At 63.5% G+C, this 24,590-nt stretch carries 20 protein-coding genes and 1 tRNA gene; 14 read left to right on the forward strand and 7 right to left on the reverse strand.

Features of this window, described 5'->3' with window-relative positions; genetic code table 11:
* Window positions 1-93 precede the first annotated feature (93 nt).
* The 5 genes from F4827_RS00060 (at window position 94) to crcB (ending at window position 6,006) form a co-directional block, all read left to right on the forward strand.
* Window positions 94-2,073, forward strand: a complete 1,980-nt coding sequence (locus F4827_RS00060; protein WP_183721247.1) for a primary-amine oxidase — start codon at window positions 94-96, stop codon at window positions 2,071-2,073.
* A gap of 9 nt (window positions 2,074-2,082) precedes the next feature.
* Window positions 2,083-3,057 (forward strand): hypothetical protein, encoded by a 975-nt coding sequence (locus tag F4827_RS00065; protein ID WP_183721244.1) that lies wholly within the window; start codon window positions 2,083-2,085, stop codon window positions 3,055-3,057.
* Window positions 3,058-3,081: 24 nt separating this feature from the next.
* Entirely contained in the window at window positions 3,082-4,560 is a 1,479-nt protein-coding gene (gene styD, locus F4827_RS00070; protein ID WP_183721240.1) for a phenylacetaldehyde dehydrogenase StyD, read from the forward strand.
* A 147-nt stretch (window positions 4,561-4,707) separates the two neighbouring features.
* Entirely contained in the window at window positions 4,708-5,478 is a 771-nt protein-coding gene (locus F4827_RS00075) for an SDR family oxidoreductase (protein WP_183721237.1), read from the forward strand.
* Window positions 5,479-5,625: 147 nt separating this feature from the next.
* Complete coding sequence (crcB, locus tag F4827_RS00080; RefSeq protein ID WP_183721233.1) at window positions 5,626-6,006, forward strand: fluoride efflux transporter CrcB; 381 nt, start codon at window positions 5,626-5,628, stop codon at window positions 6,004-6,006.
* 109 nt (window positions 6,007-6,115) lie between these two features.
* Here crcB and cfa read toward each other — a convergent pair whose 3' ends face one another.
* A complete protein-coding gene (gene cfa, locus F4827_RS00085; RefSeq protein ID WP_183721230.1) occupies window positions 6,116-7,276 on the reverse strand; it encodes a cyclopropane fatty acyl phospholipid synthase in 1,161 nt (386 codons plus the stop codon).
* 262 nt (window positions 7,277-7,538) lie between these two features.
* Between cfa and F4827_RS00090 the strand changes: the two genes are divergently transcribed.
* Window positions 7,539-7,955 carry an HIT family protein gene (locus tag F4827_RS00090; protein ID WP_183721227.1) on the forward strand — a complete coding sequence of 139 codons (417 nt, stop codon included), beginning with the start codon at window positions 7,539-7,541 and terminating at the stop codon, window positions 7,953-7,955.
* Between the two features lie 86 nt (window positions 7,956-8,041).
* Here the strand turns inward: F4827_RS00090 and F4827_RS00095 are convergent, their stop codons facing one another.
* Entirely contained in the window at window positions 8,042-9,223 is a 1,182-nt protein-coding gene (locus F4827_RS00095) for a porin (protein WP_183721224.1), read from the reverse strand.
* 344 nt (window positions 9,224-9,567) lie between these two features.
* On the opposite strand from F4827_RS00095, the gene F4827_RS35765 reads away from it, so the two are divergent.
* Window positions 9,568-12,267 carry a LuxR C-terminal-related transcriptional regulator gene (locus F4827_RS35765; RefSeq protein WP_311672123.1) on the forward strand — a complete coding sequence of 900 codons (2,700 nt, stop codon included), beginning with the start codon at window positions 9,568-9,570 and terminating at the stop codon, window positions 12,265-12,267.
* A gap of 105 nt (window positions 12,268-12,372) precedes the next feature.
* Here F4827_RS35765 and F4827_RS00105 read toward each other — a convergent pair.
* The 5 genes from F4827_RS00105 to acs form a co-directional block, all read right to left on the reverse strand.
* Window positions 12,373-12,463 (reverse strand) — tRNA-Ser (locus F4827_RS00105).
* Between the two features lie 70 nt (window positions 12,464-12,533).
* Entirely contained in the window at window positions 12,534-13,109 is a 576-nt protein-coding gene (locus F4827_RS00110) for a YebB family permuted papain-like enzyme (protein ID WP_183721221.1), read from the reverse strand.
* 127 nt (window positions 13,110-13,236) lie between these two features.
* Window positions 13,237-15,255 carry a sodium:solute symporter family protein gene (locus F4827_RS00115; protein WP_183721218.1) on the reverse strand — a complete coding sequence of 673 codons (2,019 nt, stop codon included), beginning with the start codon at window positions 15,253-15,255 and terminating at the stop codon, window positions 13,237-13,239.
* Window positions 15,252-15,617 (reverse strand): DUF4212 domain-containing protein, encoded by a 366-nt coding sequence (locus F4827_RS00120; RefSeq protein ID WP_183721215.1) that lies wholly within the window; start codon window positions 15,615-15,617, stop codon window positions 15,252-15,254. Before F4827_RS00120 ends, F4827_RS00115 begins: the two co-directional genes overlap by 4 nt.
* Window positions 15,618-15,725: 108 nt before the next feature.
* Window positions 15,726-17,708 carry an acetate--CoA ligase gene (gene acs, locus F4827_RS00125; protein WP_183721212.1) on the reverse strand — a complete coding sequence of 661 codons (1,983 nt, stop codon included), beginning with the start codon at window positions 17,706-17,708 and terminating at the stop codon, window positions 15,726-15,728.
* A 287-nt stretch (window positions 17,709-17,995) separates the two neighbouring features.
* On the opposite strand from acs, the gene F4827_RS00130 reads away from it, so the two are divergent.
* The 7 genes from F4827_RS00130 to F4827_RS00160 all read left to right on the forward strand — a co-directional run bounded on the left by F4827_RS00130 (window position 17,996) and on the right by F4827_RS00160 (window position 24,571).
* Window positions 17,996-18,889: a DMT family transporter gene (locus F4827_RS00130; protein ID WP_183721209.1), complete on the forward strand. Its 894-nt coding sequence runs from the start codon at window positions 17,996-17,998 to the stop codon at window positions 18,887-18,889.
* Window positions 18,890-19,100: 211 nt separating this feature from the next.
* Complete coding sequence (locus tag F4827_RS00135; RefSeq protein WP_183721206.1) at window positions 19,101-19,718, forward strand: TIGR00645 family protein; 618 nt, start codon at window positions 19,101-19,103, stop codon at window positions 19,716-19,718.
* A gap of 86 nt (window positions 19,719-19,804) precedes the next feature.
* Window positions 19,805-21,328, forward strand: a complete 1,524-nt coding sequence (locus F4827_RS00140; RefSeq protein ID WP_183721203.1) for a fumarate hydratase — start codon at window positions 19,805-19,807, stop codon at window positions 21,326-21,328.
* Between the two features lie 253 nt (window positions 21,329-21,581).
* Window positions 21,582-22,061, forward strand: coding sequence for a bacterioferritin (bfr, locus tag F4827_RS00145; RefSeq protein ID WP_027817224.1), 480 nt, complete (start codon window positions 21,582-21,584; stop codon window positions 22,059-22,061).
* A 111-nt stretch (window positions 22,062-22,172) separates the two neighbouring features.
* On the forward strand, window positions 22,173-23,042 hold the full coding sequence (murI, locus tag F4827_RS00150) for a glutamate racemase (RefSeq protein ID WP_311672119.1): 870 nt from the start codon (window positions 22,173-22,175) through the stop codon (window positions 23,040-23,042).
* A gap of 272 nt (window positions 23,043-23,314) precedes the next feature.
* A complete protein-coding gene (locus F4827_RS00155; protein ID WP_183721200.1) occupies window positions 23,315-23,575 on the forward strand; it encodes a bacterioferritin-associated ferredoxin in 261 nt (86 codons plus the stop codon).
* Between the two features lie 264 nt (window positions 23,576-23,839).
* Window positions 23,840-24,571 carry an energy transducer TonB gene (locus tag F4827_RS00160; RefSeq protein WP_183721197.1) on the forward strand — a complete coding sequence of 244 codons (732 nt, stop codon included), beginning with the start codon at window positions 23,840-23,842 and terminating at the stop codon, window positions 24,569-24,571.
* Window positions 24,572-24,590 lie beyond the last annotated feature (19 nt).

Raw genomic sequence — 24,590 nt, forward strand, 5'->3', positions numbered from 1 at the left:
ACGACATCGCCCCCGATTTCACGCCCACCGAGGCAGCGGGCCTGCCGCTTCATCGCATCGTTTGCGGTCCCACGTCATCCTTACGAAATGCTTATGAACAACAATCCGAACTCGCATCCGCTCGACCCGCTGAGCCTCGCTGAAATGCAGCTCGCCTGTGACATCGTGAAGGCCGCCGAACAGCTCGATGAATACGGACGCTTTCCCGTGACTGAATTGCAGGAGCCGCCCAAGGCCGAAGTGGTTGCATGGAAACAGGGCGAGTATTTTTCGCGCCGCGCTTTCGTGATCGCCATCGACCGCACGCGCAGCCAGACGATCGAATTCGTGGTCGATCTGCGTGAAAAGAAGGTGCAATCGCGTAAGGCGCTCGCGCTGCAAAGCGCGCCGTTCGGCCAGCCGCCCGTGATGATCGAGGACTTCATCAACGCCGAGCGCATCGTCAAGGAGGACCTCGAATGGCGCGAAGCAGTGAAGAAGCGCGGCCTCACCGATGCCGATCTCCTGAACGTACAGGTCGATCCGTTTTCGGCGGGCGCGTTCGATCGCCCGAGCGAAAGCGGCCGACGTCTCGTGCGCTGCGTGAGTTATTACCGGGAGAACCCGACAGACAACGGCTACGCGCATCCCATCGAAGGCGTGGTGGCGGTGGTCGATCTGCTCGAACAAAAGGTGATCGATCTTGTCGACGACGGCCGCATCATTCCGGTTCCCAGGGCGAAGCACAACTACGACACGCCAAGCCTGGGCCAACCGCGCGATACGGTCAAGCCGCTGTCGATCAGCCAGCCCGAGGGACCGAGCTTCACCATCGATGGCTGGCAGGTTGCCTGGCAGAACTGGACATTCCGGGTGGGCTTCACGCCGCGCGAAGGCCTCGTGCTGCACCAGATCGCCTGGGACGACGGCAAGAGCGCGCCGCGCCCCATCGTCTACCGCGCCAGCGTGACGGAGATGTGCGTGCCCTACTCCGATCCCACCACGAACCACTACTGGAAAAGCGCTTTCGATGCGGGCGAATACGGTCTGGGCAAGCTTGCCAACCAGCTCGAACTGGGCTGCGACTGCCTGGGCACGATCCGCTATTTCGACATTCCGGCCGCCGACGATTTCGGCAACAGCTTCACGATGAAAAACGCCGTATGCCTGCATGAAGAGGACTACGGCACGCTCTGGAAGCACTATGAATTCCGCACCGGCGTGTTCGAAATGCGCCGCTCGCGCCGCCTCGTGATTTCGTTCTTCGCCACGGTCGGCAATTACGACTACGGCTTTTACTGGTACTTCTACCAGGACGGCACGATCCAGCTTGAATGCAAGCTCACGGGCATCATCCAGACCTCGGCGGTAGCGGATGGCGATACGTATCCGTGGGGCGGCATGGTGACCGCGAATCTCGGCGGTCCGACGCATCAGCACTTCTTCAATGCGCGCCTGCATATGATGGTCGACGGCGAAAAGAACTCCGTCACGGAACACGAATTCGTGCCGCGACCGATGGGCGGCGACAACCCTTACGGCAATGTATTCGACACCACCAAACGCGTGCTCAAGACCGAAAAGGAAGCCGCGCGCAACGCCAATGGTCAGACCGGCCGTTTCTGGAAAGTCGTCAATCCGAACCTGAAAAACCGCGTGGGCGCGAATCCCGGCTACAAGCTCATCATCAACGATTCGCCGCTGATGCTGGCCGATCCCAACTCGAAGGTACGTCAACGCGGCGGCTTCGCCACGCGTCACGTGTGGGTCACGCCTTATGACACGACGCAACGCTACGCCAGCGGCGATTATCCGAACCAGCACGCGGGCGGCGACGGTCTGCCGCGCTATATCGAAGCGAACCGCAACGTGGAGAACGAAGATATCGTGCTGTGGCACAGCTTCGGCCATACGCATGTGTGCAAGCCCGAGGATTTCCCGGTGATGCCCGTGGAATACGCCGGCTTCATGCTCAAGCCGAATAACTTCTTCCAAGGCAATCCCGCGATGGACCTTCCGGGCGGGCGCGATCCGCATAGTGTGCAGGATGGTGTGCCGGATGCAGCGCCATCGTGCTGCGGCAACAAGAAGTAAGCGCGGATCATGTGGCGCGCGGCGACCATCTGGTGCGCGGTGACGGGCGGCGCGGCGGCGCTCGCGGCAAGTATCATGTTCGGCGCGATGCGGGCCGGCGCGAACGCCAGCGCGTTCGCTGCGAGCGCCGTCGCCGTGGTGGCGATGGCGCTGCTGCCGCCGGTATTCGCGCGCCGCTTTGGCGCTCGGGCGACGCTGCCTTGCGCTGCCGCGCTCGTGCTCACGACGGGCGCGATGAGCTTCGCTGCGACGCAGGCGCGCGCGGGCGTCATGCAGGATGCGATATCGATCGCGATCGCGGGTCTCGCGCTGTTGATTGCAGTTCGAAGATTTGATTCGAACAGCTCAGGTTTTACGCTTCTATCCACCCGTGCGCCTGGATTCATCCGCCCTGGAAACGGCGCACTGATCGGCGCTGCATTGCTTGCCGGAATGTCCAGCGGCGTACTCGCACGTTTTCAACTCTTCGCGCTGTGCGGTGCCGGGCCATTCTCGCTCATGCATCTGTTTCTCTCGCTCTGCGCGGTGATTGGCGCTAGCGCTTGCCTGCAACGTATCGAACGGCGTCACGCGCTGGCGTGGCTGTTTTCGATACGCGGCGCGTTACTCGCGGCATTGACGCTCGATGCGCTCGCGCCCTGGTCCTTTTATGCCGCCCCCGCTTTTGGCGTACTCGATGCGCTCACCTTACCCACGCTGTTGCGCGACGCTCATGCGAATCACCCCGCGAATCACCCCGCGAATCGCCCCGCGAATCACACTGCGCCCGGCGGTTGCTCCGGCGTCGCGCATCACGTCGGCATGCTAGCGGGCGCGGCGTTCGCCACCACCTCGTGGGGCTTCGGTCAGGGCTTTTGCAGCCTGTTTTTAGGCGCCGCCGCGCTCAATCTGATCTGCGCATCGGCACAGATGACGCGCTCGAACCGGCATTCGACCTCCCCTTATTTCCGCTCCACCCCATCCAGCGGAATCGACTTTCGCTAGCCACTCATTGAATCAGGAGACGCAATGGACCGCCAGGACTTCACGCATACGATCCGCACGCAGATGTTCGTCGATGGCCGCTTTTGCGCGAGCGCCGACAACCGCAGCTTCGCCGTGTTCAATCCGGCCACGGGCGCTGAGATCGCGCAAGCGCCCGATGCCAGCAACGCCGATGTCGATGCCGCCGTACAGGCCGCACGCCGCGCCTTCGTGGCCGATTCGTGGCGACGGATGCCGCCCGCAGCGCGCCAACACCTGTTGCTCAAGCTCGCCGATCTCGTCGAGCGCAACGGCGACGAACTGGCCGCGCTAGAAACGCTCAATCAGGGCAAGCTGCTTGGTTTTTCGAAAATGCTCGAAGTGGGCGGCAGCGTGCAGTGGCTGCGTTATATGGCAGGCTGGGCGACCAAGATCGAAGGCAGCACGGTCGATCTTTCGCTCGCCTTTGCGCCGGGCGTGCGCTACAACGCGTCGACGCGCCGTGTGCCCGCGGGCGTGGTGGCCGCCGTCGTGCCGTGGAATTTCCCGCTGCTGATGGCGGTGTGGAAGATCGCGCCCGCGCTCGCCTGCGGCTGCACCGTCGTGCTCAAGCCCGCCGAAGAAACGCCGCTCACCGCGATCCGCCTGGCCGAACTCGCGCACGAAGCCGGCTTTCCGCCGGGCGTGTTCAACGTCGTCACGGGCCAGGGCGAAACCGCTGGCGCGGCACTGGTGCGCCATCCGGGCGTGGATAAGGTGACCTTCACGGGATCGACGGAAGTGGGCCGCATCATCGGCCGCCAGTGCGCCGACGATCTCAAGCGCGTTTCGCTGGAACTCGGTGGCAAGAGCCCGGTGATCGTACTCGACGACTGCGATCCGCAACGCGCGATCGAGGGCGCGGCGGGCGCGATCTTCTTCAATCACGGTCAGGTCTGCACGGCGGGCTCGCGCCTCTATGTGCCGCGTGCGCGCTTCGACGAAATCGTCGACGGCATTGCGCAGGTCGCGCGCAACACGGTGCTCGGCTCCGGCTTCGACGCGGCCACGCAGATGGGCCCGCTGGTTTCCGCGCGCCATCGCGACAAGGTTGCGGGCATGATCGCGCAAGGCCGCACCGAAGGCGGCGATATCCTCGCGGGCGGCGGAAACGGCAATCGCGACGGCTTCTTTGTCGAGCCGACCGTGATCGCCAACGCGGCCAACAAGCCGCTCACCGTGGTGCGCGAAGAAGTGTTCGGGCCAGTGCTGGTGGCCATGCCTTTTGACGATGTCGAAGAAGCCATTGCTGCGGCCAATGCGTCGGAATACGGTCTGGGCGCGAGCGTGTGGACCAACCAGCTCGATCGCGCGCTGCGCGTGGTGGACGCCATCGAGGCCGGCACGGTCTGGGTCAACACCCACAACATGGTCGATCCGGCGCTGCCCTTTGGCGGCTTCAAGGCTTCGGGCATCGGCCGCGAGCATGGCCGTGCCATCATCGACTCGTACACCGAGACGAAATCGATCTGCATCGCTTACTGAGGCGCGATTCAGAGGCGCGATTCAGAGGCATTGTTAATCGAAATGGAATGGTGAAGCTCGCCCCCGCGCGATGATCGGGGGCGCGATTTCCTTCATGATCGAGCCCGTTCACGCTTCACGCTTTCCCTATCCCAACGGAGCCCGATCATGACCGACTCGACAAACAGCACGAATCCAATCACTGCCAGCGCGCGCGGCGTCGCCATCGTCACCGGCGCGTCGCGCGGCATCGGCGCGGCGGTTGCGCTGCGCCTCGCGCGCGACGGCCACCGTGTCGCCGTCAATTACGCCTCCAGCGCACAGGAGGCCGAAGCATTGGTCGCACAGATCGCCGCTGAGGGCGGTCGCGCCATCGCCGTGAAAGCCAATATCGCGAAGTCCGCTGAGGTGCGCCATCTGTTCGACGCCACGCTCGAACAACTCGGCCAGCCGGCGGTGCTGGTCAACAACGCGGGCGTGATGAAGCTGTCGACCATCGCCGATTCGACCGACGCGCTCTACGACGAAATGTTCGACATCAACGTGCGCGGCACGCTCAACACGATGCGCGAAGCCGCCACGAAACTCGCGCACGGCGGACGCGTGATCAACTTTTCGACCACGGCGCTTGCACTCAATCTGCCGGGTTACGGGATCTACACCGCCACCAAGGGCGCGGTCGAAGCGCTCACGCGCGTGTTCGCGAAGGAATTGCGCGGGCGTGCCATCACGGTGAATGCGGTTGCGCCCGGCCCGGTCGCCACGGCCCTGTTCCTCGAAGGCAAAACCGAGGAACAGATCCGCCACTTCGCCAGCCTGCCTCCGCTGGAGCGCCTTGGCCAGCCCGAAGACATCGCTTCCGTGGTGTCGTTTCTCGCGGGGCCGGACAGCGGCTGGGTGGACGCTCAGACACTGCGCGCCAATGGCGGACTGGCCTGAGCCCGCGCTCACAGCTGCTCGCCACTAGCCGCGCGCCACGCGACGCAAAACAGAATGCTAAACTCGGGAGTCGAATTCGGGCCGTTACATGGCGACAGTATCGCAATGACGGTCCGGCCTTCATTGCGCCTACAACGTCTCCCGACCATGTATCTGTCCATCCTCGCCGTCGGCATCGGCGGCGCGCTCGGCTCGCTGCTGCGCTGGGTGCTCGGCCTGCGGCTGAACGCCCTGTTCCCTTCGCTGCCGCTCGGCACGCTCGCGTCCAATATCATCGCGGGCTATGTCATCGGCGTGGCGCTCGCGGCGTTCGCGCGTCTACCCGATGTCTCGCCGCAATGGCGCCTGTTCGTCATCACCGGATGCATGGGCGGCCTGTCGACGTTTTCGACATTTTCCGCTGAAGTGGTGGCGCATTTGCAGAATGGCCGCGCGGCTTGGGCTGTGGGAGAGATCGCCATTCATGTGTGCGCTTCGGTGCTGATGACGATACTGGGCATCGCGACCGTCGCCGCGGTCATGCGCTGATTCGCAGGCGTTCGAAAGAAAAAAAAGCTGCGGCGCATCGCGCGCTCGCAGCTTTTTTACGGCTCGGCAAATCGGCTCAATCAATCGGCTCGATCAATCGGCCACCCATTCAGGGCCGACGATAGCCGCCTGGCAGACCGTTTTTCGACAGTACGAATTGCCAAAGTTGAATATCGCGTGCGCGGAATGCACCCGCGCACGAGAGCAGATAGTAGCGCCACATGCGATAAAAACGCTGCCCCATTTCCGCTTCGAAACGCGGCCATGCGGCTTCGAAATTCGCGTGCCACGCCATCAAGGTGCGGTCGTAGTCGGCGCCAAAATTGTGCAGATCTTCGGTCACGAAAAGACCGCCCGATGCATCCGCAACCTGGCCGATGGTCGGTAATTCGCCGTTCGGGAAAATGTATTTGTCGATCCACGGATCGGGCGGGGTTTCGCGGCGATTCTTGCCAATCGTATGCAGCAGGAAAAGGCCATCGTCGTCGAGGCAGCGATGCGCCACTTCCATATAAGTGCGGTAATTCTTCGGGCCAACGTGTTCGAACATGCCCACGCTCGCGACGCGGTCGAACTTTTCGTCGAGCAGCCGGTAATCCTGCAGGCGAAACTCCACCGGCAGTCCTTGACAACGCGCCGCGCCAAACGCGGCCTGCTCCTTCGAAATCGTCACGCCGACGCACGAAACACCATAATGCGCGGCTGCAAATTTCATCAGGCTGCCCCAGCCGCAGCCAATATCAAGCAGACGCATGCCAGGCTTTAGACCCAGCTTTCTGCAGATCATATCGAGCTTGGCCTCCTGCGCCTCGTCCAGCGTTTTCGCCCCGCCGCTCCAATAGCCGCAGGTGTAGGCCATGTGTTTGTCGAGCATCGCCTCATAAAAAGCGTTGCCGATATCGTAGTGCTGCTGGCCGACCTTCCACGCGCGGCGCACGGTCTGGCGATTCATCAGGCGCGCCTTGAGCGCGTGGAATACCAGACGCGACGGATCGATCTGGTCGTCGATATGGGCGCGCAGAACATGCGCAAAGAATTCGTCGAGTTGCTCGCAGTCCCACTGGCCGTCCATATAGGCTTCGCCCAGACCAAGATTGCCGAGCGCCAGCACGCGCTCGGGCACCTGTGGATCGTGAATCTGCATGTCCCACGGTCGCGGGCCATTAAAAATTACATCCGCACGTGCCAATAGTTGGGACGCGAACCGCCAGGCCCCTGAGCCAGTGGCCTCGCGGGCGGAATGGGCTGCATCGAGATCCGTCGTTGCCATACGTGTTGCTCCGTATCAGACATTCGTCGTCGCGCGCGCTGCGTGAAGCTCTATGATGCACCCGCTTCAAAAAACGTGCAGGAACACAGGCAAGCCCCCACCGCTCTCGGTGATAATCAGGCGCTGCGGTTGCAGGGCTTGCCAGGCTTCGCTCTCGAACCGCGCCCTTTTTTATAGGCGTTGCAGCCGGCGAACGCGGTGCATATGCACTGCCGGCAGCGCACAGGCTCGCTCATCACGACTTTCACGACCCGAGGATTTCATGGCCTACGACGACAACAACATCTTCGCCAAGCTGCTGCGCGGCGAAATTCCCTCCATCAAACTCTGCGAAAACGACGCCGCCGTCGCGATCATGGACGTGATGCCCCAATCCGAGGGCCACGTGCTGGTGCTGCCCAAAGAAGGCGCCGAGGAAATCTACGAGCTGTCGCCCGAGTCGGTGGCCGCCGCAATGGCGATGGTGCAGAAAATGGCCGTGGCGCTGCGCAGCGCGCTCAAGCCAGACGGTCTGACGATCGCGCAATTCAATGGCGCGGCCGCGGGACAGACGGTGCCGCACGTGCATTTCCACCTGATCCCGCGCCGCAAGGGCGAAGAGTTGCGCATGCACGCGCGCGATATGGCGGATAAGGCGGAGCTGGAAGCCGTTGCGCAACGCATTCGCGCCGCGCTGTAAATCGGCTTATCGTACGATGCGAAATAAAAAGCGCGCGGATTACTCTCGCGCGCTTTTTAGCAACAGGCAGGTTCTATCATCTACCATCAGAATTTATGACGGATACCGACCACCGCCAGCGCCTGCGTATCCGTGCCTGAATTCACGCCGAAATCGCCGATCGATGCCTGCGCATTGATCGCCGCGCCTTTCGCATTGAGCGTATGGCCACTGGCCTTTTGCCAGCCCGCCAGCGCATAGAGTTCCGTGCGTTTCGACAATGCGTAATCGCCGCCGATATTCACCTGGTTGTAATGCGCCGACGCCGGGCCCGTCAGCGACGTGTAGTTGTAGCCCACGCCCGCGCGCAACGCCGGGTTGAACTGGTAATTCACAAACGCCGATCCATTATTGAATTTCGCGGTTTGATGGAAGGTGGAAAAGCCGTCGCTGCCGTATTGCGTATTCGAATACGCGAGACCGAGCGTTACCGCGCCGAGTGCATAACTGCCGCCCGCACGCACGATCTGAATCGAGTTCGCGCTCGCGAAGCCCTGATTGATGACGGTATTGAAAAGACTGTCCGAGCTGCTGGTCCACGAGCGCACGCCGTTCGTGACCGTGTTGCCGCCGTTGGCGTAGAAGTAACCCGCCGCAAGCGCGAGTGGCCCGTTCGTATAGCCCGCGCCAAAGCTGTAGGTCTGGCCGCTGCCGGTGGCGCCCGCCACGCCGCCCAGACCGTAGAGGGCCTCGAATTGCAGGCCTGAAATCAACGGGCTCGTGTATTTGAGCGAATTGCTCACACGCAGGCTGTTATCGTAATTGTCCAGATCGCCGGGCGTGCCGAATACGCCGCCAAACGGGCCGTCCTGCGTGAGTGGCTGCACCAGATCAACGAGCGGATCGTACTGACGCCCGAGCGTGAGCGTGCCCCACGTCTTGCTCGCGAGACCCACGATCGCCTTGCGTCCGAATTCGCGCTGCCCCTGCCCCGCCACGCCCGTGCCAACATTGAAGCCATTTTCAAGCTGGAAAATCGCGACGAGCCCCCCGCCGAGATCCTCGCTGCCACGCAGTCCCCAGCGGCTGCCCGAAAGATTGCCGCTGCTGAATTTGAACAGCGTGCTCTGATTCTGGCCACTCGCATTCTGCGCATTGTGAACCACGGCAAGGCCCGCATCGACGATCCCGTAGAGCGTCACGCTACTCTGGGCGTGAACGCCAGCGGCTGCCGAAGCGAGCGCAACGGCGATGGCGAGAGAACTGGCGCGGGGCGAAAGGCGTTTCATAGGCGAACTCCGTAGCGTAGGCGAGATATTGTTGAATTCAGGCTGGAAACGATAAGGAACGCACGCCATGCGGTGAACGAATCAATTCTTCATAGCTTTGCAATAGTGCGGAGCTTTATTCAGGTGGCGTTTGTTTGCTTGAACTGTTGCAGCCGCACGAATCGCTAAAAAGGACTACGCGAATGCCAACGGCATATGAAACAATTCAATGAAAGTGATCGCACGAAAAACACTGCCCAAGCAGATGCCGCTTTTTTTGAACGATCGCAGGAGACACCGCACGGGCCGATTGGTTGTTTGCGCAACGTTCTCGCAACCCACGCCGTACACAGGGAAGCACGCCAGTGAATATCGCCGACGCCCCGGCCACGAGCACCCGGGAGCACCCCAGACAGCACGCCACGAACGGCATCGTCGCCTCCAGGCTGATGCCGCCCGCCGGCAGTTCCACGCAGTTGGTGCGCAGCGCGCTGCTCGATACCCTCGCGCGGGCCCATGCCTCGCAGGCGGTTCGGATCGTGCTGATTCGTGCGGCGGCCGGTTACGGCAAAACCACCCTGATGCAGCAATACGCCGCGCACTGCGGCGCCCATGGCATCGACGCGAGCTGGCTACGGCTGCATAGCGCGAACAACGATCTGGAGCGCTTGCTGCTGGATCTGGATGCGGTCCTGCCCGGCCAACGCAGCGCCTCGAGCGCCGACGCGATCATCGACCACATCGCGGCCCATGACCGTCCCCTTGCGATCCTGTTCGACGACTTCGACACGATCCACAGCGCGAGCGTGCTGGCCTTCGTGCAGACGCTGATCGATGCGCTGCCGCCCGGCGCGATGCTGATCGTCGCCACGCGCGCGACGCCGGGGCTTGGCGTCGGCCGTCTGCGTGCACGCGGCGCGCTGCTCGATATCCAGAGCGCGGCACTGCGCTTCACGCTTGCAGAGGCCGGCGAATACGTCCGCGAGAAATGCGGGCTGGCGCTCGACGACACGAAGCTGGCCGCACTGCATCACGGCACGGAAGGCTGGGCGACGGCGCTCTATCTCGCGACGCTGTCGTTGCGCACGCATCCAGACCCGGGCGCATTCGTCGATGCATTCTCCGGCGCGCATGCGGAACTCGCCGATTATTTTGCCGAAGAAGTCTTCGCGCGACAGAACGAAGCGTGCCGCGCTTTTCTGCTCGACACCTGCGTGCTGCCGCATTTCCCGGCCGCGCTTTGTGACGCGCTCACCGGCCGCGGCGATGCGCGGGAGCGGCTCGACGAACTCGAACGGTCCTGCCTCTTTCTAGAGCCGCTCGACGACGAGCGCACGGTATATCGCTATCACCGGCTCTTTGCGAGCTATTTGAGGCATTGCCTGCGCGCCGCGCAACCCCAGCGCGAAGCCAATATGCACGCGCTCGCGGCGCAGTGGTATCTGGCATTGAAGCGCCCCGTGCCCGCCATCGACCACCTGCTCGACGCCGGCGAACCCCAGCGCGCACTCGCGGAGATTTCGCGTCATGCACGCACGTTGATGGGAGCGGGACGCATCCGTTTGATGATGGGCTGGCTTGAGCGTATCGATGCGAACCTCATCGCCGCGCAACCGGAAGTGGGCCTGACCTACGCGTGGGTGCTGCTGCTCAACCGCCGCTACGGCGACGCGATGCGCGCGACCCAAACCCTCGTCGGCGATGCGAACGCGGCACTTGAGTCTCAGGTGCTGCGCGCCGTACTGCACGCGCTCACGGGCCAGATGGACGCCTGCATCGCGTCGGGTGCTTCACTGCTCGCGGAGTTGCCCGACCGCGCGACGTTCGCGGGCTACACGCTATGCAATGCGCTGGCGTTCAGCTATGTCAGCGTGCAGCGCTATGACGAGGCGCGCGGCGTACTCTCCCGCGCGCTCGGTCGCAGCCGCGAACATCCGTTCGCCGTGACGCGCACGATGGCCGAAACGATCGAAGGCATCATCGATCTGCTTCAGGGGCGACTTGGCACCGCGCTCGCGCGGCTCGATACCGCGCTTGCAGGTGCGCGCGCCGAGCAGCGCGGCGCGGGCGCGGCGGGCAGCGAAGGCATTGCCGGCGGCTACACGAGCGTGGACGCCGCGCGGGCGCTCGCGCTGTACGAACGCAATGAACTCGACGCCCTGCGACGCCTGCTGGCCAACACCTTGCCGCGCGCGCGCAGCGCCGGCACCACCGATGCGCTGATCGCCACGCATGTGTTGAGTGCGCGGTCGGCCTGGCTCGCGGGTGATGTCGATCAATGGCTGCGGCTGCTTGCCGAACTTGAGCAGAGCGGGCGCGTGATCGAGTCAGGGCGTAGCGTCAGCGCGGCCTGGCTGGAACGCGCGCGCGTGGCGACGCTGGAGGGACGCCTTGAGGCTGCCGGGCAGGCGCTGGAAATCGCCGAACTGGACGGTGCGTGGGCGCACACGGGGTATGCGTGGCATGCCACCGAAATCGATTGCCCGGTGGTGGTGCGCGCGCGGCTCGATATCGCTCGGCGTCGCGATGGGGAGGCTGAAGCGGCGCTGCGCGTGGCGCTGGATGCGGCGCTCGGACAGCAGCGCTATTGGCGTGCGCTCAAGTTGCGGATCCTGCTGAGTCTTGCGCTGGCAGGCCGAGGCGCCGCAGATGCGGCGCTGGACGAGCTAACCCAGGCGCTGCGGATCGCGAGTCATGAGCGCTTCGTGCGGGCGTTTCTCGACGAAGGTCCGGCGCTGCTCGCGCTGCTTGCCAGGTGGTCGGCGCGAGGCGCGCAGGCAACGCGTGCGGCGGGGGTGGCTCCGGGGTTTGTCGCGCAATTGCTGGAGGCCGCTGAGGTGGGCGCTTCGTGTGAACCGGTCGCTGCGGCTCATACGCTTAGCGCGCGCGAACTGGAGGTGCTGCGCATGCTCTCCGCAGGACACCGAAACCGTGTCATCGCCGAAAAGCTGTTCGTCTCGGAACTGACGGTGAAGGCGCATCTGCGCAAGATCAACGCGAAACTCGGCGCGCAGAACCGCACCCAGGCGGTGGCGATCGGGCGGGAGTTGGGGGTGATTGGGTGATTTTGGGTGATTGGGTGATTGCGTGCGCCAGGCGCGCGGGCGATAGCCCGAAAACCAGAAGCCCCGCCAATCTGCGTGATTGTGCGGGGCTTCTGATGTATTCGGTGGCGGAGAGACGGGGATTCGAACCCCGGATAGGTTATTAACCTATACACGCTTTCCAGGCGTGCGACTTAAACCGCTCATCCATCTCTCCTGCGGGACGCGAATTATAGCAGGCTTCTGGCGGAACGGGAAATGGGCGTAAACAAGTCCCCGAACACCTCTCAACACCCCACGGTAAGCCGCCCCTCCCCCACCACGCGCAGCATCGAACTCTCCAGCAGACTGGCCGGCGTAACCGTTTCGCGCGCCCACGGAATTCGCCCGAAGAACCACAGCTTCCAGAACGTCAGCCCCGCTTGAGGCTGGCGCGCGTACAGTTCGTCGAAGGTCTGCACACAGCCGATCTCGACGCCCAGCGCCTCGGCCAGTACCTCTCGCACGAACCTCGAACAGAACTGACGCGACGATCGCAGATTGAAGCCCGTGTCGTAGAACACGCCCATCCGCCTTTGCGCCGCGCGACGAATGGCCTCGTGCTGCGATTCCAGCCCACCGCCCGCAAGCCGGCACACGGCGAAGCGCCCCGCCTCGGAGCGCCGCACAAAGCGCTGCAAGGTGGTATAGCGTGAGAACGGAAACGTGCTTTCGGCAACGATCGGTTCGGCCCCGGATGTATCGACCACGATCCCAACGTGATTGCTCCAGCATCCGGTAGCCGCCGATACTTCAAGAAAAGGCCTCGCCTTGACGCGGATAAAAATCAGGTCGCCTGCTTCGATCAGCGCAGCGGTTTTCATCGAGCCGTCTCCAGTCGGGTAGCAATAAACGGATTCTTGCTTGCCGCACGCAAGGCCATCGCATCCCGATCATTCAGCTCAACAAGCTACGCCCCGAGGTATCAATTCCCGATACCTCGGCGCAATCCTAAGGATGCCGAATATAGTCCACCAGCGCGACCGTATAGTCGTCCGGCTTGCGGTCCACCAGACTCACGAGAATCGCCACCAGAAACCCCGCCGGCACGCCAAACACGCCCGAGCTGATCGGCTCGATCCCCCACCACCTCGCCCCTTCAAATCCCGTGAGTTGCGTGAAGAACGGATAGGTCGAAACGATGTAATACACGCACACGGCAAGCCCCGCCACCATGCCCGCCACCGCGCCCAGCCGCGTCGTGCGCTTCCAGAACACGCCCAGCACGAGCACCGGAAATAGACTCGAAGCCGCCAGCGAAAACGCCGCGCCCACCAGAAATAAGATATTCCCCGCGTTGAGCGATGCCACCCACGAAGCAAACAAGGCCACGCCCAGCAGGAGAATCTTCGACATCGTCACGCGCCGTTGGCTCGACGCATTCGGATCGACCATGTGGTAATAAACGTCGTGCGACAGCACATTCGAAATCGTCAGCAGCAGGCCGTCGGCGGTCGAAAGCGCGGCCGCGAGCGCGCCCGATGCGATCAACCCGGACATCACGTAAGGCAGCCCCGCAATCTCCGGCGCGGCCAGCACCACCATATCGGGCTGCATCTGGATATCGCCCCAATGCACGATGCCATCGCTGTTCACATCGGTGATGCCGATCATGTAGGGCTCGACGCGCCGCCACTGCATCACCCACTGCGGCAGATCGTCGAAGTGCTGCCCGACCAGATGCGAAAGAATCTCGAACTTGATCAGCACCGCCAGCACCGGCACCGTCAAATAGAAAAGCGCGACGAAGAACAGGGTCCAGCCCACCGAGCGCCGCGCCGACGCCACCGATGTGGTCGTGTTGTAGCGCGTGAGGATGTGCGGCAGGCTCGCCGTGCCCAGCGAAAGACATAGCAGCAGCGACAGGAAATTGCGCTCGTGGATGCGCCGCGCGTCGTCGCTTTCGGCGGGAAACGGTTCGTGCATCGGCACGGGCGGCGTGGCGCGCGCGAGCAGATCGTCGCGCTGCTGGGTCCACGCCGCGCGTGCGGCTTCGGCGTCGCGCGGGAAATGCGCGATTTCGCGCTCCAGCGCATCGATGTCGCGCAGCGGCCCGTTGTGGCGACGCAGGTCCGCCAGCGTATCGAAGAGCCGCGTCTTCTCTTCCACATAGGACTGCGGCAAGGCGTCGAGCCGCGATTGCCAGAGCGCCGCGCGGTGGTGGTACTCGTCGCGCACATTCGCTTCGGCGCTGGCGTCGCGCACATCGTGTTCGAGCGCCTCCACGCGCTGCATCGTCTTGCCGTAGTCGAGCTGCGGCACCCAGCCCAGTCCATCCCGATGCGCGATCAACGAAACCGGTATCAGGATCGCCGCGATCAGGATGATGTACTGCGCCACCTGGGTCCACGTGACCGCGCGCATGCCGCCCAGAAACGAGCACACGAGAATGCCCGCCAGCCCGCAAAAAATGCCGATCGCGAAGTCCACGCCGATAAAGCGCACGGCGATCAGTCCCACGCCCTGGATCTGCGCCACGAGATAGACGAACGAGCAGAGTATCGTCGCGAGCACCGCCAGCGCGCGCACGAGGTTGCTCGAAAAGCGCGTGCCGAGAAAATCCGCGATGGTGTAGCGCGCGAGCTTGCGCACATACGGCGCGAGCAGGAACGCCACCAGGCAATAGCCGCCGGTCCAGCCCATCAGGTAAGCCAGCCCGTCGTAGCCGCTCGCGTAGAGCGACCCCGCCAGGCCGATGAACGAGGCTGCCGAAAGCCAGTCGGCGGCGGTCGCCATGCCATTGAACACCGAGGGTACGCGCCGTCCCGCGACGTAGTACTCGACCAGATCCGAGGTGCGCGAAAGCAGCCCGATCACCGCGTACACGGCGATCGGCACGAACAGGAACACGTAGCCGATCCACATGCCGGGGCCGGTGACGCGCTCGATGCGCCACATCACATAGACGAAGCCGAGAAAGCCGAGCGTGTACAGCGCGTAGGAGCGGATGAGCCGATGCGCGAGCTTCATGGCGGCGGCGCCTGGCGAGCGTCGCGGATCGCGTCTTCGGCTTCGCGCGCGGCCTGCAATTCGCGGTCGGCGCGCTGCATCAGCACGATATAGATGACCACCAGCGCCACGTAGATCAGGATCGCCCCTTGTGCGCCGATGTAGAACGGCAGGCTGAAGCCGGCGATACGCACGTTGTCGAGCGCGCGCGCAAAGAGCGGCGCGACGAACGAGACCGCAAAACCAATCGACATCAGCACGCCGATCAGCGCGAGGTTGAAGCGCCAATAGCGCCGATGCGCGAGCGCCATTGCGCGGCTCACCGGCGGCGGCTCGGGCACGGGATTGAGGTTGTTCGGCGGTTGGGTGTGTGGCGCGGCCATGCGCCTGTTTAGCAAAAAGGCGCGGGCGCGGCAATTGGGAGGAATGCGAGGACGAAATAAAAAACGCCGCGCTGAGCGCGGCGTCCAGGCCCTGCTCAAATGCAGAACTTAAAGCGATTCGCCGAGTTGATCGAGAATCGCCGGATTCTCCAGCGTCGAGACATCCTGCGTGATGGCTTCGCCCTTGGCGAGCGAGCGCAGCAGGCGACGCATGATCTTGCCCGAGCGCGTCTTCGGCAGGTTTTCGCCGAAGCGGATGTCCTTGGGCTTGGCGATCGGCCCGATCTCCTTGCCCACCCACGCGCGCAGTTCGTTGGCGAGCTTCACGGCATCGTCGCCTTGCGGGCGGTTGGCCTTGAGCACCACGAAGGCCACCACGGCTTCGCCGGTCGTGTCGTCGGGGCGGCCCACCACGGCGGCTTCGGCCACCAGCGGGTTCGCTACCAGCGCCGATTCGATTTCCATCGTGCCCAGGCGGTGGCCCGAGACGTTCAGCACGTCGTCGATACGGCCCATGATGGTGAAGTAGCCGCTTTGCTTGTCACGCACGCTGCCGTCACCGGCCAGATACAGCTTGCCGCCGAGTTCCTCGGGGAAATAGCCCGACTTGTAGCGCTCCGGCTGGCCCCAGACATTGCGGATCATCGCGGGCCACGGGCGCTTCACCACCAGGATGCCGCCCTGCCCGTTCGGCACGTCCTGACCGGTTTCGTCGACGATCGCGGCCATGATGCCGGGCAGCGGCAGCGTGCAGGAACCCGGCACCAGCGGCGTCGCGCCCGGCAGCGGCGTGATCATGTGGCCGCCGGTTTCCGTCTGCCACCACGTATCGACGATCGGGCAGCGCTTGCCGCCCACGTTCTCGTAGTACCAGATCCAGGCTTCGGGATTGATCGGCTCGCCGACCGTGCCCAGGATACGTAGCGAAGACAGGTCGTAGCTCTTCGGATGCACCTTCGCATCGGCTTCCGAGGCCTTGATCAGCGAGCGGATCGCGGTAGGCGCCGTATAGAACAGCGTGACCTTGTGCTTCTGGATCATGTCCCAGAAGCGGCCCGCGTTCGGGAAGGTCGGCACGCCTTCGAACACCACCTGGGTCGCGCCGATCGTGAGCGGTCCGTAGGCGATGTAGCTATGACCCGTGATCCAGCCGATGTCGGCGGTGCACCAAAACACGTCGTCGGGCTTGTAGTCGAAGGTCCACTTCAACGTCTGCGCGGCCCACAGCAGATAGCCGCCCGTGCTGTGCTGCACGCCCTTCGGTTTGCCGGTCGAGCCCGACGTGTAGAGGATGAAGAGCGGGTGTTCCGCGCCCACCGGTTCCGGCACGCAGGTGTCGCTTTCCGCCGCGGCGACTTCGTGCATCCACAGGTCGCGGCCTTCGTGCCACGCCACCTTGCCGCCGGTGCGCTTGTACACGAACACGGTCTGCACGGCGTCGCAGCCGCCCATGGCGATGGCTTCGTCGGCGATATTCTTCAGCGGCAGCGCCTTGCCGCCGCGCATCTGTTCGTCGGCGGTGATGAGCGCGACCGCACCCACATCCACCATGCGTTCGTTGAGCGACTTCGACGAGAAGCCGCCAAACACCACCGAATGCGTCGCGCCGATGCGCGCGCAGGCCTGCATCGCCACCACGCCTTCGACCGACATCGGCATATAGATGACCACGCGGTCGCCCTTCTTCACGCCGCGTTTCTTGAGCGCGTTGGCGAAGCGCGAGACGCGCGAGAGCAGATCCTTGTAGGTGACGTTGGTCACGCTGCCATCGTCGGCTTCGAAGATGATCGCGACGCGCTCGCCGTTGCCCGCTTCCACATGACGGTCGAGGCTGTTGTACGAGGCGTTGAGTTCGCCGTCTTCGAACCAGGTGTAGAAAGGCGCTTTGGACTCGTCGAGCACCTTGGTGAAGGGCTTTTGCCAGGTCAGCGTTTCGCGCGCGAGGCGCGCCCAGAAACCTTCGTAATCGCTTTCGGCTTCGGCGACCAGCGCCTTGTAGGCGTCCATGCCGGACACCGTTGCGTTCGCCACCGTTTGCGCGGACGGCGCAAACACACGATGTTCCTGAAGAACCGATTCAATCGCAGACATCGACAACCCCTTGGTGAAGATGAAACGTCAAACTCGTGGACGAGCGCGGCATCTTCAATGCCTGCGCCCGCCGTCTCCTATGTGTCGCCGCACCCTCTGCAGCCCAGGCGCTAACGACGATTCTGTGAAGCGATGGACTCGCGCGCCGGTCCATCGGTTCAAGGTTACGCAAAGCAACTTACCCGCTACTTACGAGGCCGACCGATGACAATGCGGCCCGTGCTGCGATAGCGACCTCTTAAACGTCCATTTAGAATGCTAACTGATCTGAGCGCCAGGATTCCAGCTTGAACCGTCATTCACTTTTTCTTGTCGCCGCCATGCTGCTCGTGGGCAGCAATGTCGGCATCGGCAAAACGATCGTTGCATTTTTACCCGTCGAGCTGTTCGCGCTGCTGCGCTTCGTGATCGCCCTCGCGGTGCTCTGGCCCCTCCTGCGCGTGGCGCGCATGCGCCGCGTGAAGCGCGGGGAATGGCTCAATCTGTTCCTGCAGGCGCTCTTCGGTACATTCGGGTTTACGCTGCTGATGCTCGGCGGCGTGCATCGCACCAGCGCCGTCGCCGCGGGCGTTATCACCAGCACGATTCCCGCCGTGGTCGCGTTGTTCTCGTGGCTGTTCCTGCGCGAGCGGCCCGATGCGCGCGCTTTCGCGTCGATTGCGCTGGCCATCGTCGGCATCGCCGTCATCAATCTCGCGCATGCCGATGCGAGCGCCGCCAATCCCGGCTCCTTCAGCGGCAATCTGATGGTGCTGGGCGCGGTCTGCTGCGAGTCGCTTTATGTGATCCTGTCGCGCCGTCTCACGCAGACGCTCGCGCCGCTAGAAATCTGCGCGTACACCCATCTGTTTGGCTTTGTGCTGATGTTGCCGGTGGGACTGGCCGGGGCGCTTTCGTTCGACTACGCGAGCGTGCCGGCGGGCATCTGGGGCCTCGTGCTGTGGTACGGGCTGTCGGCCAGCGTTTTTTCCTTCGTGCTGTGGATGATGGGCATCCGCCATGTGCCGGGCAGCATCGCGGGCGTGTTCACCGCCGTGCTGCCGGTGGCCGCCGCGGTCTACGGCATGGTGTTTCTGGGCGAGCGGCCCACGCCCGCGCATGGCGTGGCGCTTGCCTGCGTGATCGCGGGCATTGCGCTCGCCAGCGTGAAGACGAAGCGTCTGCCGCCCGTCGCATCTTGATACGGCCGCCGCGCCAGGCACTGTAATGGCCCTGAAAGGATGCTGCCCGCATCGCGGCGAAGTGTCGCGCCAACGCGTTACAATAGCGCCCGCCCGGCCCCTGTGACGCCGCGGCGCGAACGGCGCGAGCCTGCATCGGAACAGCAGACTCGGCGCGGCGCGCCCGGCGCCGCGTGCGCCCCGCCCGATTTCCGCCCTACGTGAAACGCCCATGTCCGCCGCACGCCCCAAGCCGTCCGCCGCGAAGTCTGCCGCCCCTCACCGTCGCCGCATGGGCGTCCTGCCCAGCATCATCTTCATGAGCCGCTGGCTCCAGGTGCCGCTATACCTGGGTCTGATCGTCGCTCAGACGGTCTACTGCGTGCTCTTCATCAAGGAAGTCTGGCACCTCGTCACCCACGCGATGTCGCTCGACGAGACCAGCATCATGCTGGCCGTGCTCGGTCTGATCGACGTGGTGATGATCTCCAATCTGCTCATCATGGTGATCGTCGGCGGCTACGAAACCTTCGTGTCGCGCATGGGCCTCGAAGGCCATCCCGACGAGCCCGAATGGCTCGATCACGTGAATGCCGGCGTGCTGAAGGTGAAGCTCGCGATGGCGCTCATCAGCATTTCGTCGATTCATCTGCTGAAAACCTTCATCAACCCGGACGCCGTTTCGGAACGCACCGTGATCTGGCAAGTGGCCATTCACGTCGCTTTCCTGCTGTCCGCGCTGGTAATGGCGTGGATCGACCGCATCACCACGCATACGCATCCCGAGCATTATCACGATCTCGCCGCGCGCCATCCGGCGCCGGCGCGCGAGGTTGCGGAAACAGACTGAAGAGCGACCGCTAAGTCGCATTAAAAGCGGCAGGTCAAAACAAAAAATTCCACGATTCGAATCACCCGTCCCCATAGAAGCTAGCCATGACCGTCATCAAGCAGGAAGACCTGATCCAGAGCGTTGCGGATTCGCTCCAGTACATCAGCTACTACCATCCGCAGGATTACATCGAGGCGCTGGGTCGCGCCTATGAGCTGGAGCAAAGCCCGGCCGCGAAGGACGCGATCGCGCAGATCCTCACCAACAGCCGCATGTGCGCCGAAGGCCGCCGCCCGATCTGCCAGGACACCGGCATCGTCACGATCTTCGTGAAGGTCGGCATGGACGTGCGTTGGGACGGCGCGACGATGGGCGTCACCGACATGATCAACGAAGGCGTGCGCCGCGGTTACCTGAACCCGGACAACGTGCTGCGCGCCTCGATCGTGTCGCCGCCCGAAGGCGGCCGCAAGAATACGAAGGACAACACGCCGGCCGTGATCCACTACGAGATCGTGCCGGGCGACAAGGTCGACGTGCAGGTCGCGGCCAAGGGCGGCGGCTCGGAAAACAAGTCGAAGTTCGTCATGCTCAACCCGTCCGACTCGATCGTCGACTGGGTGCTCAAGACCGTGCCGACGATGGGCGCGGGCTGGTGCCCGCCGGGCATGCTCGGCATCGGCATCGGCGGCACCGCTGAGAAGGCGATGCTGATGGCGAAGGAATCGCTGATGGAGTCCATCGACATTCAGGACATCATCAAGCGCGGCCCGAAGGACTGGATCGAAGAACTGCGCGTCGAACTGCACGAGAAGGTCAACGCGCTCGGCATCGGCGCGCAGGGTCTGGGCGGTCTGGCCACGGTGCTGGACGTGAAGATTCACGCAGCGCCGACGCACGCGGCTTCGAAGCCCGTCGCCATGATCCCGAACTGCGCCGCCACGCGCCACGCGCACTTCGTGCTGGACGGCTCGGGCCCGGCGAAGCTGGAAGCGCCCTCGCTCGACGCATGGCCGAAGGTCAACTGGGAACCGAACACGGAAACCAGCAAGCGCGTCGATCTGAACACGCTCACGCCGGAAGAAGTCGCTTCGTGGACGCCGGGCCAGACGCTGCTGCTCTCGGGCAAGATGCTCACGGGCCGCGACGCCGCTCACAAGCGCATCGCCGATATGCTCGCCAAGGGCGAAAAGCTGCCGGTGGACTTCAAGAACCGCGTGATCTACTACGTTGGCCCGGTCGATCCGGTGCGCGACGAAGTGGTCGGCCCGGCAGGCCCCACCACCGCCACCCGCATGGACAAGTTCACCGACCTGATGCTCTCGCAGACCGGCCTGATCTCGATGGTCGGCAAGGCCGAGCGCGGCCCGGTCGCCATCGAAGCCATCAAGAAGCACAAGGCGGCGTACCTGATGGCCGTGGGCGGCGCGGCGTACCTCGTGTCGAAGGCGATCCGCGGCTCGAAGGTCGTGGCGTTCGAAGACCTGGGCATGGAAGCCATCTACGAATTCGACGTTCAGGATATGCCGGTGACGGTCGCGGTCGATTCGTCGGGCACCTCGGTGCACAAGACGGGTCCTGCGGAATGGCAGGCAAAGATCGGTAAGATTCCGGTCGCCACCGCCTGATATTCGCCGGATGAGATTCATCCTGATGCGAGATAATCGGCCAGCCGTTCAAACGCCGATCTAAAAACCGGGGCCCCGCGCCCCGGTTTTTTTTGGAGTAACGCGAAGCGGACTGAGACTAATTCTCAGCACGCTGCAAACTGGCTGAATTGGCCGCGATTTATCGAAGAATGCGCCTTGGCTTTTGCGTATCGAGCGTTTATTGTCTGGAACCAGTGTTAAAACCTGCACGCCCCACAAGGAAGGAAAAACTATGCAAGGCGACAAGAAAGTCATCGAATATCTCAATGCGCAGCTCAAGAACGAGCTGACCGCCATTAACCAGTATTTCCTGCATGCCCGTATGTACAAGCATTGGGGCCTCGAAAAACTGGGCAAGCACGAATATGACGAGTCGATTGGCGAGATGCGCCACGCCGACTGGCTGATCGAACGTATTTTCATGCTCGACGGCCTGCCCAATCTGCAGGATCTGCACAAACTGCTGATCGGCGAAGAAACCCAGGAAGTGCTCGAATGCGATCTGAAGCTCGAATACATTTCCCAGGGCACCTGCAAGGAAGCCATCGCGTATTGCGAATCGGTGCGTGATTTCGTCTCGCGTGAAATCTTCACGAAGATTCTCGACGACACCGAAGAGCACATCGACTGGCTCGAAACGCAGATCGATCTGATCGGCAAGGTCGGCATCCAGAATTATCAGCAGACCATGATGGGTTCGGTAGAATCCTGATCCAGGCACTGGCTTCTGGCTGATTGCCAAAGGGCCGCATCCGCGCTTGCGGGTGCGGCCCTCGCAACATCGACGCCCCGTTTTGCGTCTCCATTTCTTTTTCCGATTCACGTGAACTCTCCGGCTTCCCAACAGGCAATTTCTAACGCCATCCCTGTCGGCATCTTCGATTCGGGGCTGGGCGGCCTGTCGGTGCTGCGCGCCGTGCGCGCGCTATTGCCGGCGGAGCAGATCGTCTACGTGGCGGACTCGCGCTATGCGCCGTATGGCCAGCGCGACGACGACTTTATCGCCGACCGCACGCTTGCCATCGGCGAATGGCTGGTGGCGCAGGGTGCGAAGGCGCTGGTGGTGGCCTGCAATACGGCGACCGCGCAGTCGATCGAGTTCGTGCGCACGCGTCTGCCGATCCCGCTCGTAGGCGTGGAGCCCGGCGTGAAACCAGCGGCCCAACAATCGAAATCGCGCGTGGCGGGCGTGCTCGCCACCCAGGTGACGCTGCGCAGCGCGCGCTTCCAGGCGCTCGTCGAGCGTCACGCCGATGATCTGCGCGTGCTCTGCCAGCCCGGCCACGGTCTCGTGGAAGCCGTCGAGCGCTGCGATATCGACTCGCCGGAACTGGTCGCGCTGCTACGCGGCTACCTCCAGCCGATGCTCGACGCCGGCGCGGATACGCTGGTTCTGGGCTGCACGCACTATCCGTTTCTGGACGGCGCGATCCGCTCCATCGTCGGCAAGCGCATGACGCTGGTGGATACGAGCGTGGCCATCGCGCGCCAGCTCGAACGCGTGCTGGACCACCACGGTTTGCGCGCGGCCCAGGCCGGCGATGCCTCGTGCGCTGGCGTGCGCCTGTGCTCGACCAGCGACGGCGCGCACCTGCGCGCGCTCGCAGCGGCGCTACTCAAGCTCGACGCTCCAGTCGAGCGCGTCCAGATTCCCTCGCGACGCACTCGCGAACTCGAATCCGACGCCGCCTGACTGCAACAGAACGTCCGCGCGCCGCTCGTTCCGGCCTCAACACAGACGTCTGCCCTTCGCCTTCTGGCCCCGCCTGAGAGCCGCTTGCCGTCTGCCTGAGCGATCGCGCCCCGCTCTGCGTCCCATCCGTCGTTCGTCTGATCCAGAGCAAAATCCCTGCTAAGCATCGGGTTTTGTTACAAAAATTCCGCCTGCATGCCTGTCAAGTGCTTGCCAAACGGGCCAAACATAATGATAATAATTCGCATTAACTCTCTCTATTGCGCTCCATCATGATTGTCTGCGTGTGCAAGTCCGTCTCCGACCGTACGATCCGTGCCTCGATTGCTGAAGGCATGGACTCTTTCGACGAACTGCAATTCGAGCTCGGCGTCGCGACCTGCTGCGGCAAGTGCGAAGAATCCGTTCGCGACGTGATGGCGCAAAGCGGTGTGTGTGCAAGCCGCTGTGGCGTGTCGCATCACCACGCTCACCCGGTGGTGGCCGTACCGCACGTCGTGCCCCTGACGTTCTACGAGCGCAAGGCCGCCTGATTTCCCCGCGGCGCGCGCCTCAAGCCTGCTCAGACGCGCGCCGCAACAACGCTCAGATAACCGAGCGCTTTATCGCCGACAGCAAGCCAGTTTCACGACCAGCCAGCTACCGCTCGCACCCCTTTTCTGGAGGACGGGATGGAATTGCTGATCGGATTTGTGACCACCGTGTGCATCTCGCTGTTGATCTTTCGCCCATAAAGCTGCCCGTAGCGACGCGTTGTCTGCCTTTTGCGCCGTCGAATACGGGGCGGCCACGCTAACATGCAGGCTTCTCAAACCACCGCCAACGCGCTGAGCTTCCCCGCCCTACGCACGAATCGCCGTGTCGTAACCGCGACAGCGATCGTGCTCGCGCTGCACGCCGCGCTCATCGCCGTCGTGCTCACGCACCACGACGACGCCAAACCCGTCGCACTCGAATCGCAAGCCATCACGGCTGAACTGCTCAAGCCCGAGCCAGTTGCCGCGCCAGCCGCGATCCAGTCCACGCCGACTCCGCCGCCGCCCAAGCCGGTGCCCGTCAAGCGCGAAAAGCCCAAGGCCCAGCCGAAACAAAAGCCGACGCCCACGCCGCCGCTGCCGGTCGCCGCCGCGCCCTCGCAACACGCGATCGAAACGCCCGCACCCGCCGATCCGGCCCCGCCCGCGCCTGCCGCACCGCCGCCACAAGCGGCCGCACCGGCGCCAGCCAAGCCCGTGATGGCGCTATCCGCGCCCAAGAACGTTTCGCACCTCGATTGCCGCATCGTCGAGCCGGACTACCCGACGCTCTCGAAGCGCCGTGGTGAGACCGGCACGGCGATGGTGCACTTCGTGGTGGGCCTCACCGGCAAGATCGAAAACATCGAGCTGCGTAAGTCCAGCGGCTACAGCCGCCTCGATGACGCCGCGATGGACGCCATGCGCAGCAGTTCCTGCAAGCCGTACCTGGAGGACGGCCAGCCGGTGCGCGCCGCTTACACGCAACCGTTCGATTTCAGCCTGCATGATTGATGCGCGCGGCGGTCGGTCG

It is taken from the genome of Paraburkholderia bannensis (assembly GCF_014200455.1).
Taxonomy (GTDB): Bacteria; Pseudomonadota; Gammaproteobacteria; order Burkholderiales; family Burkholderiaceae; genus Paraburkholderia; species Paraburkholderia bannensis_A.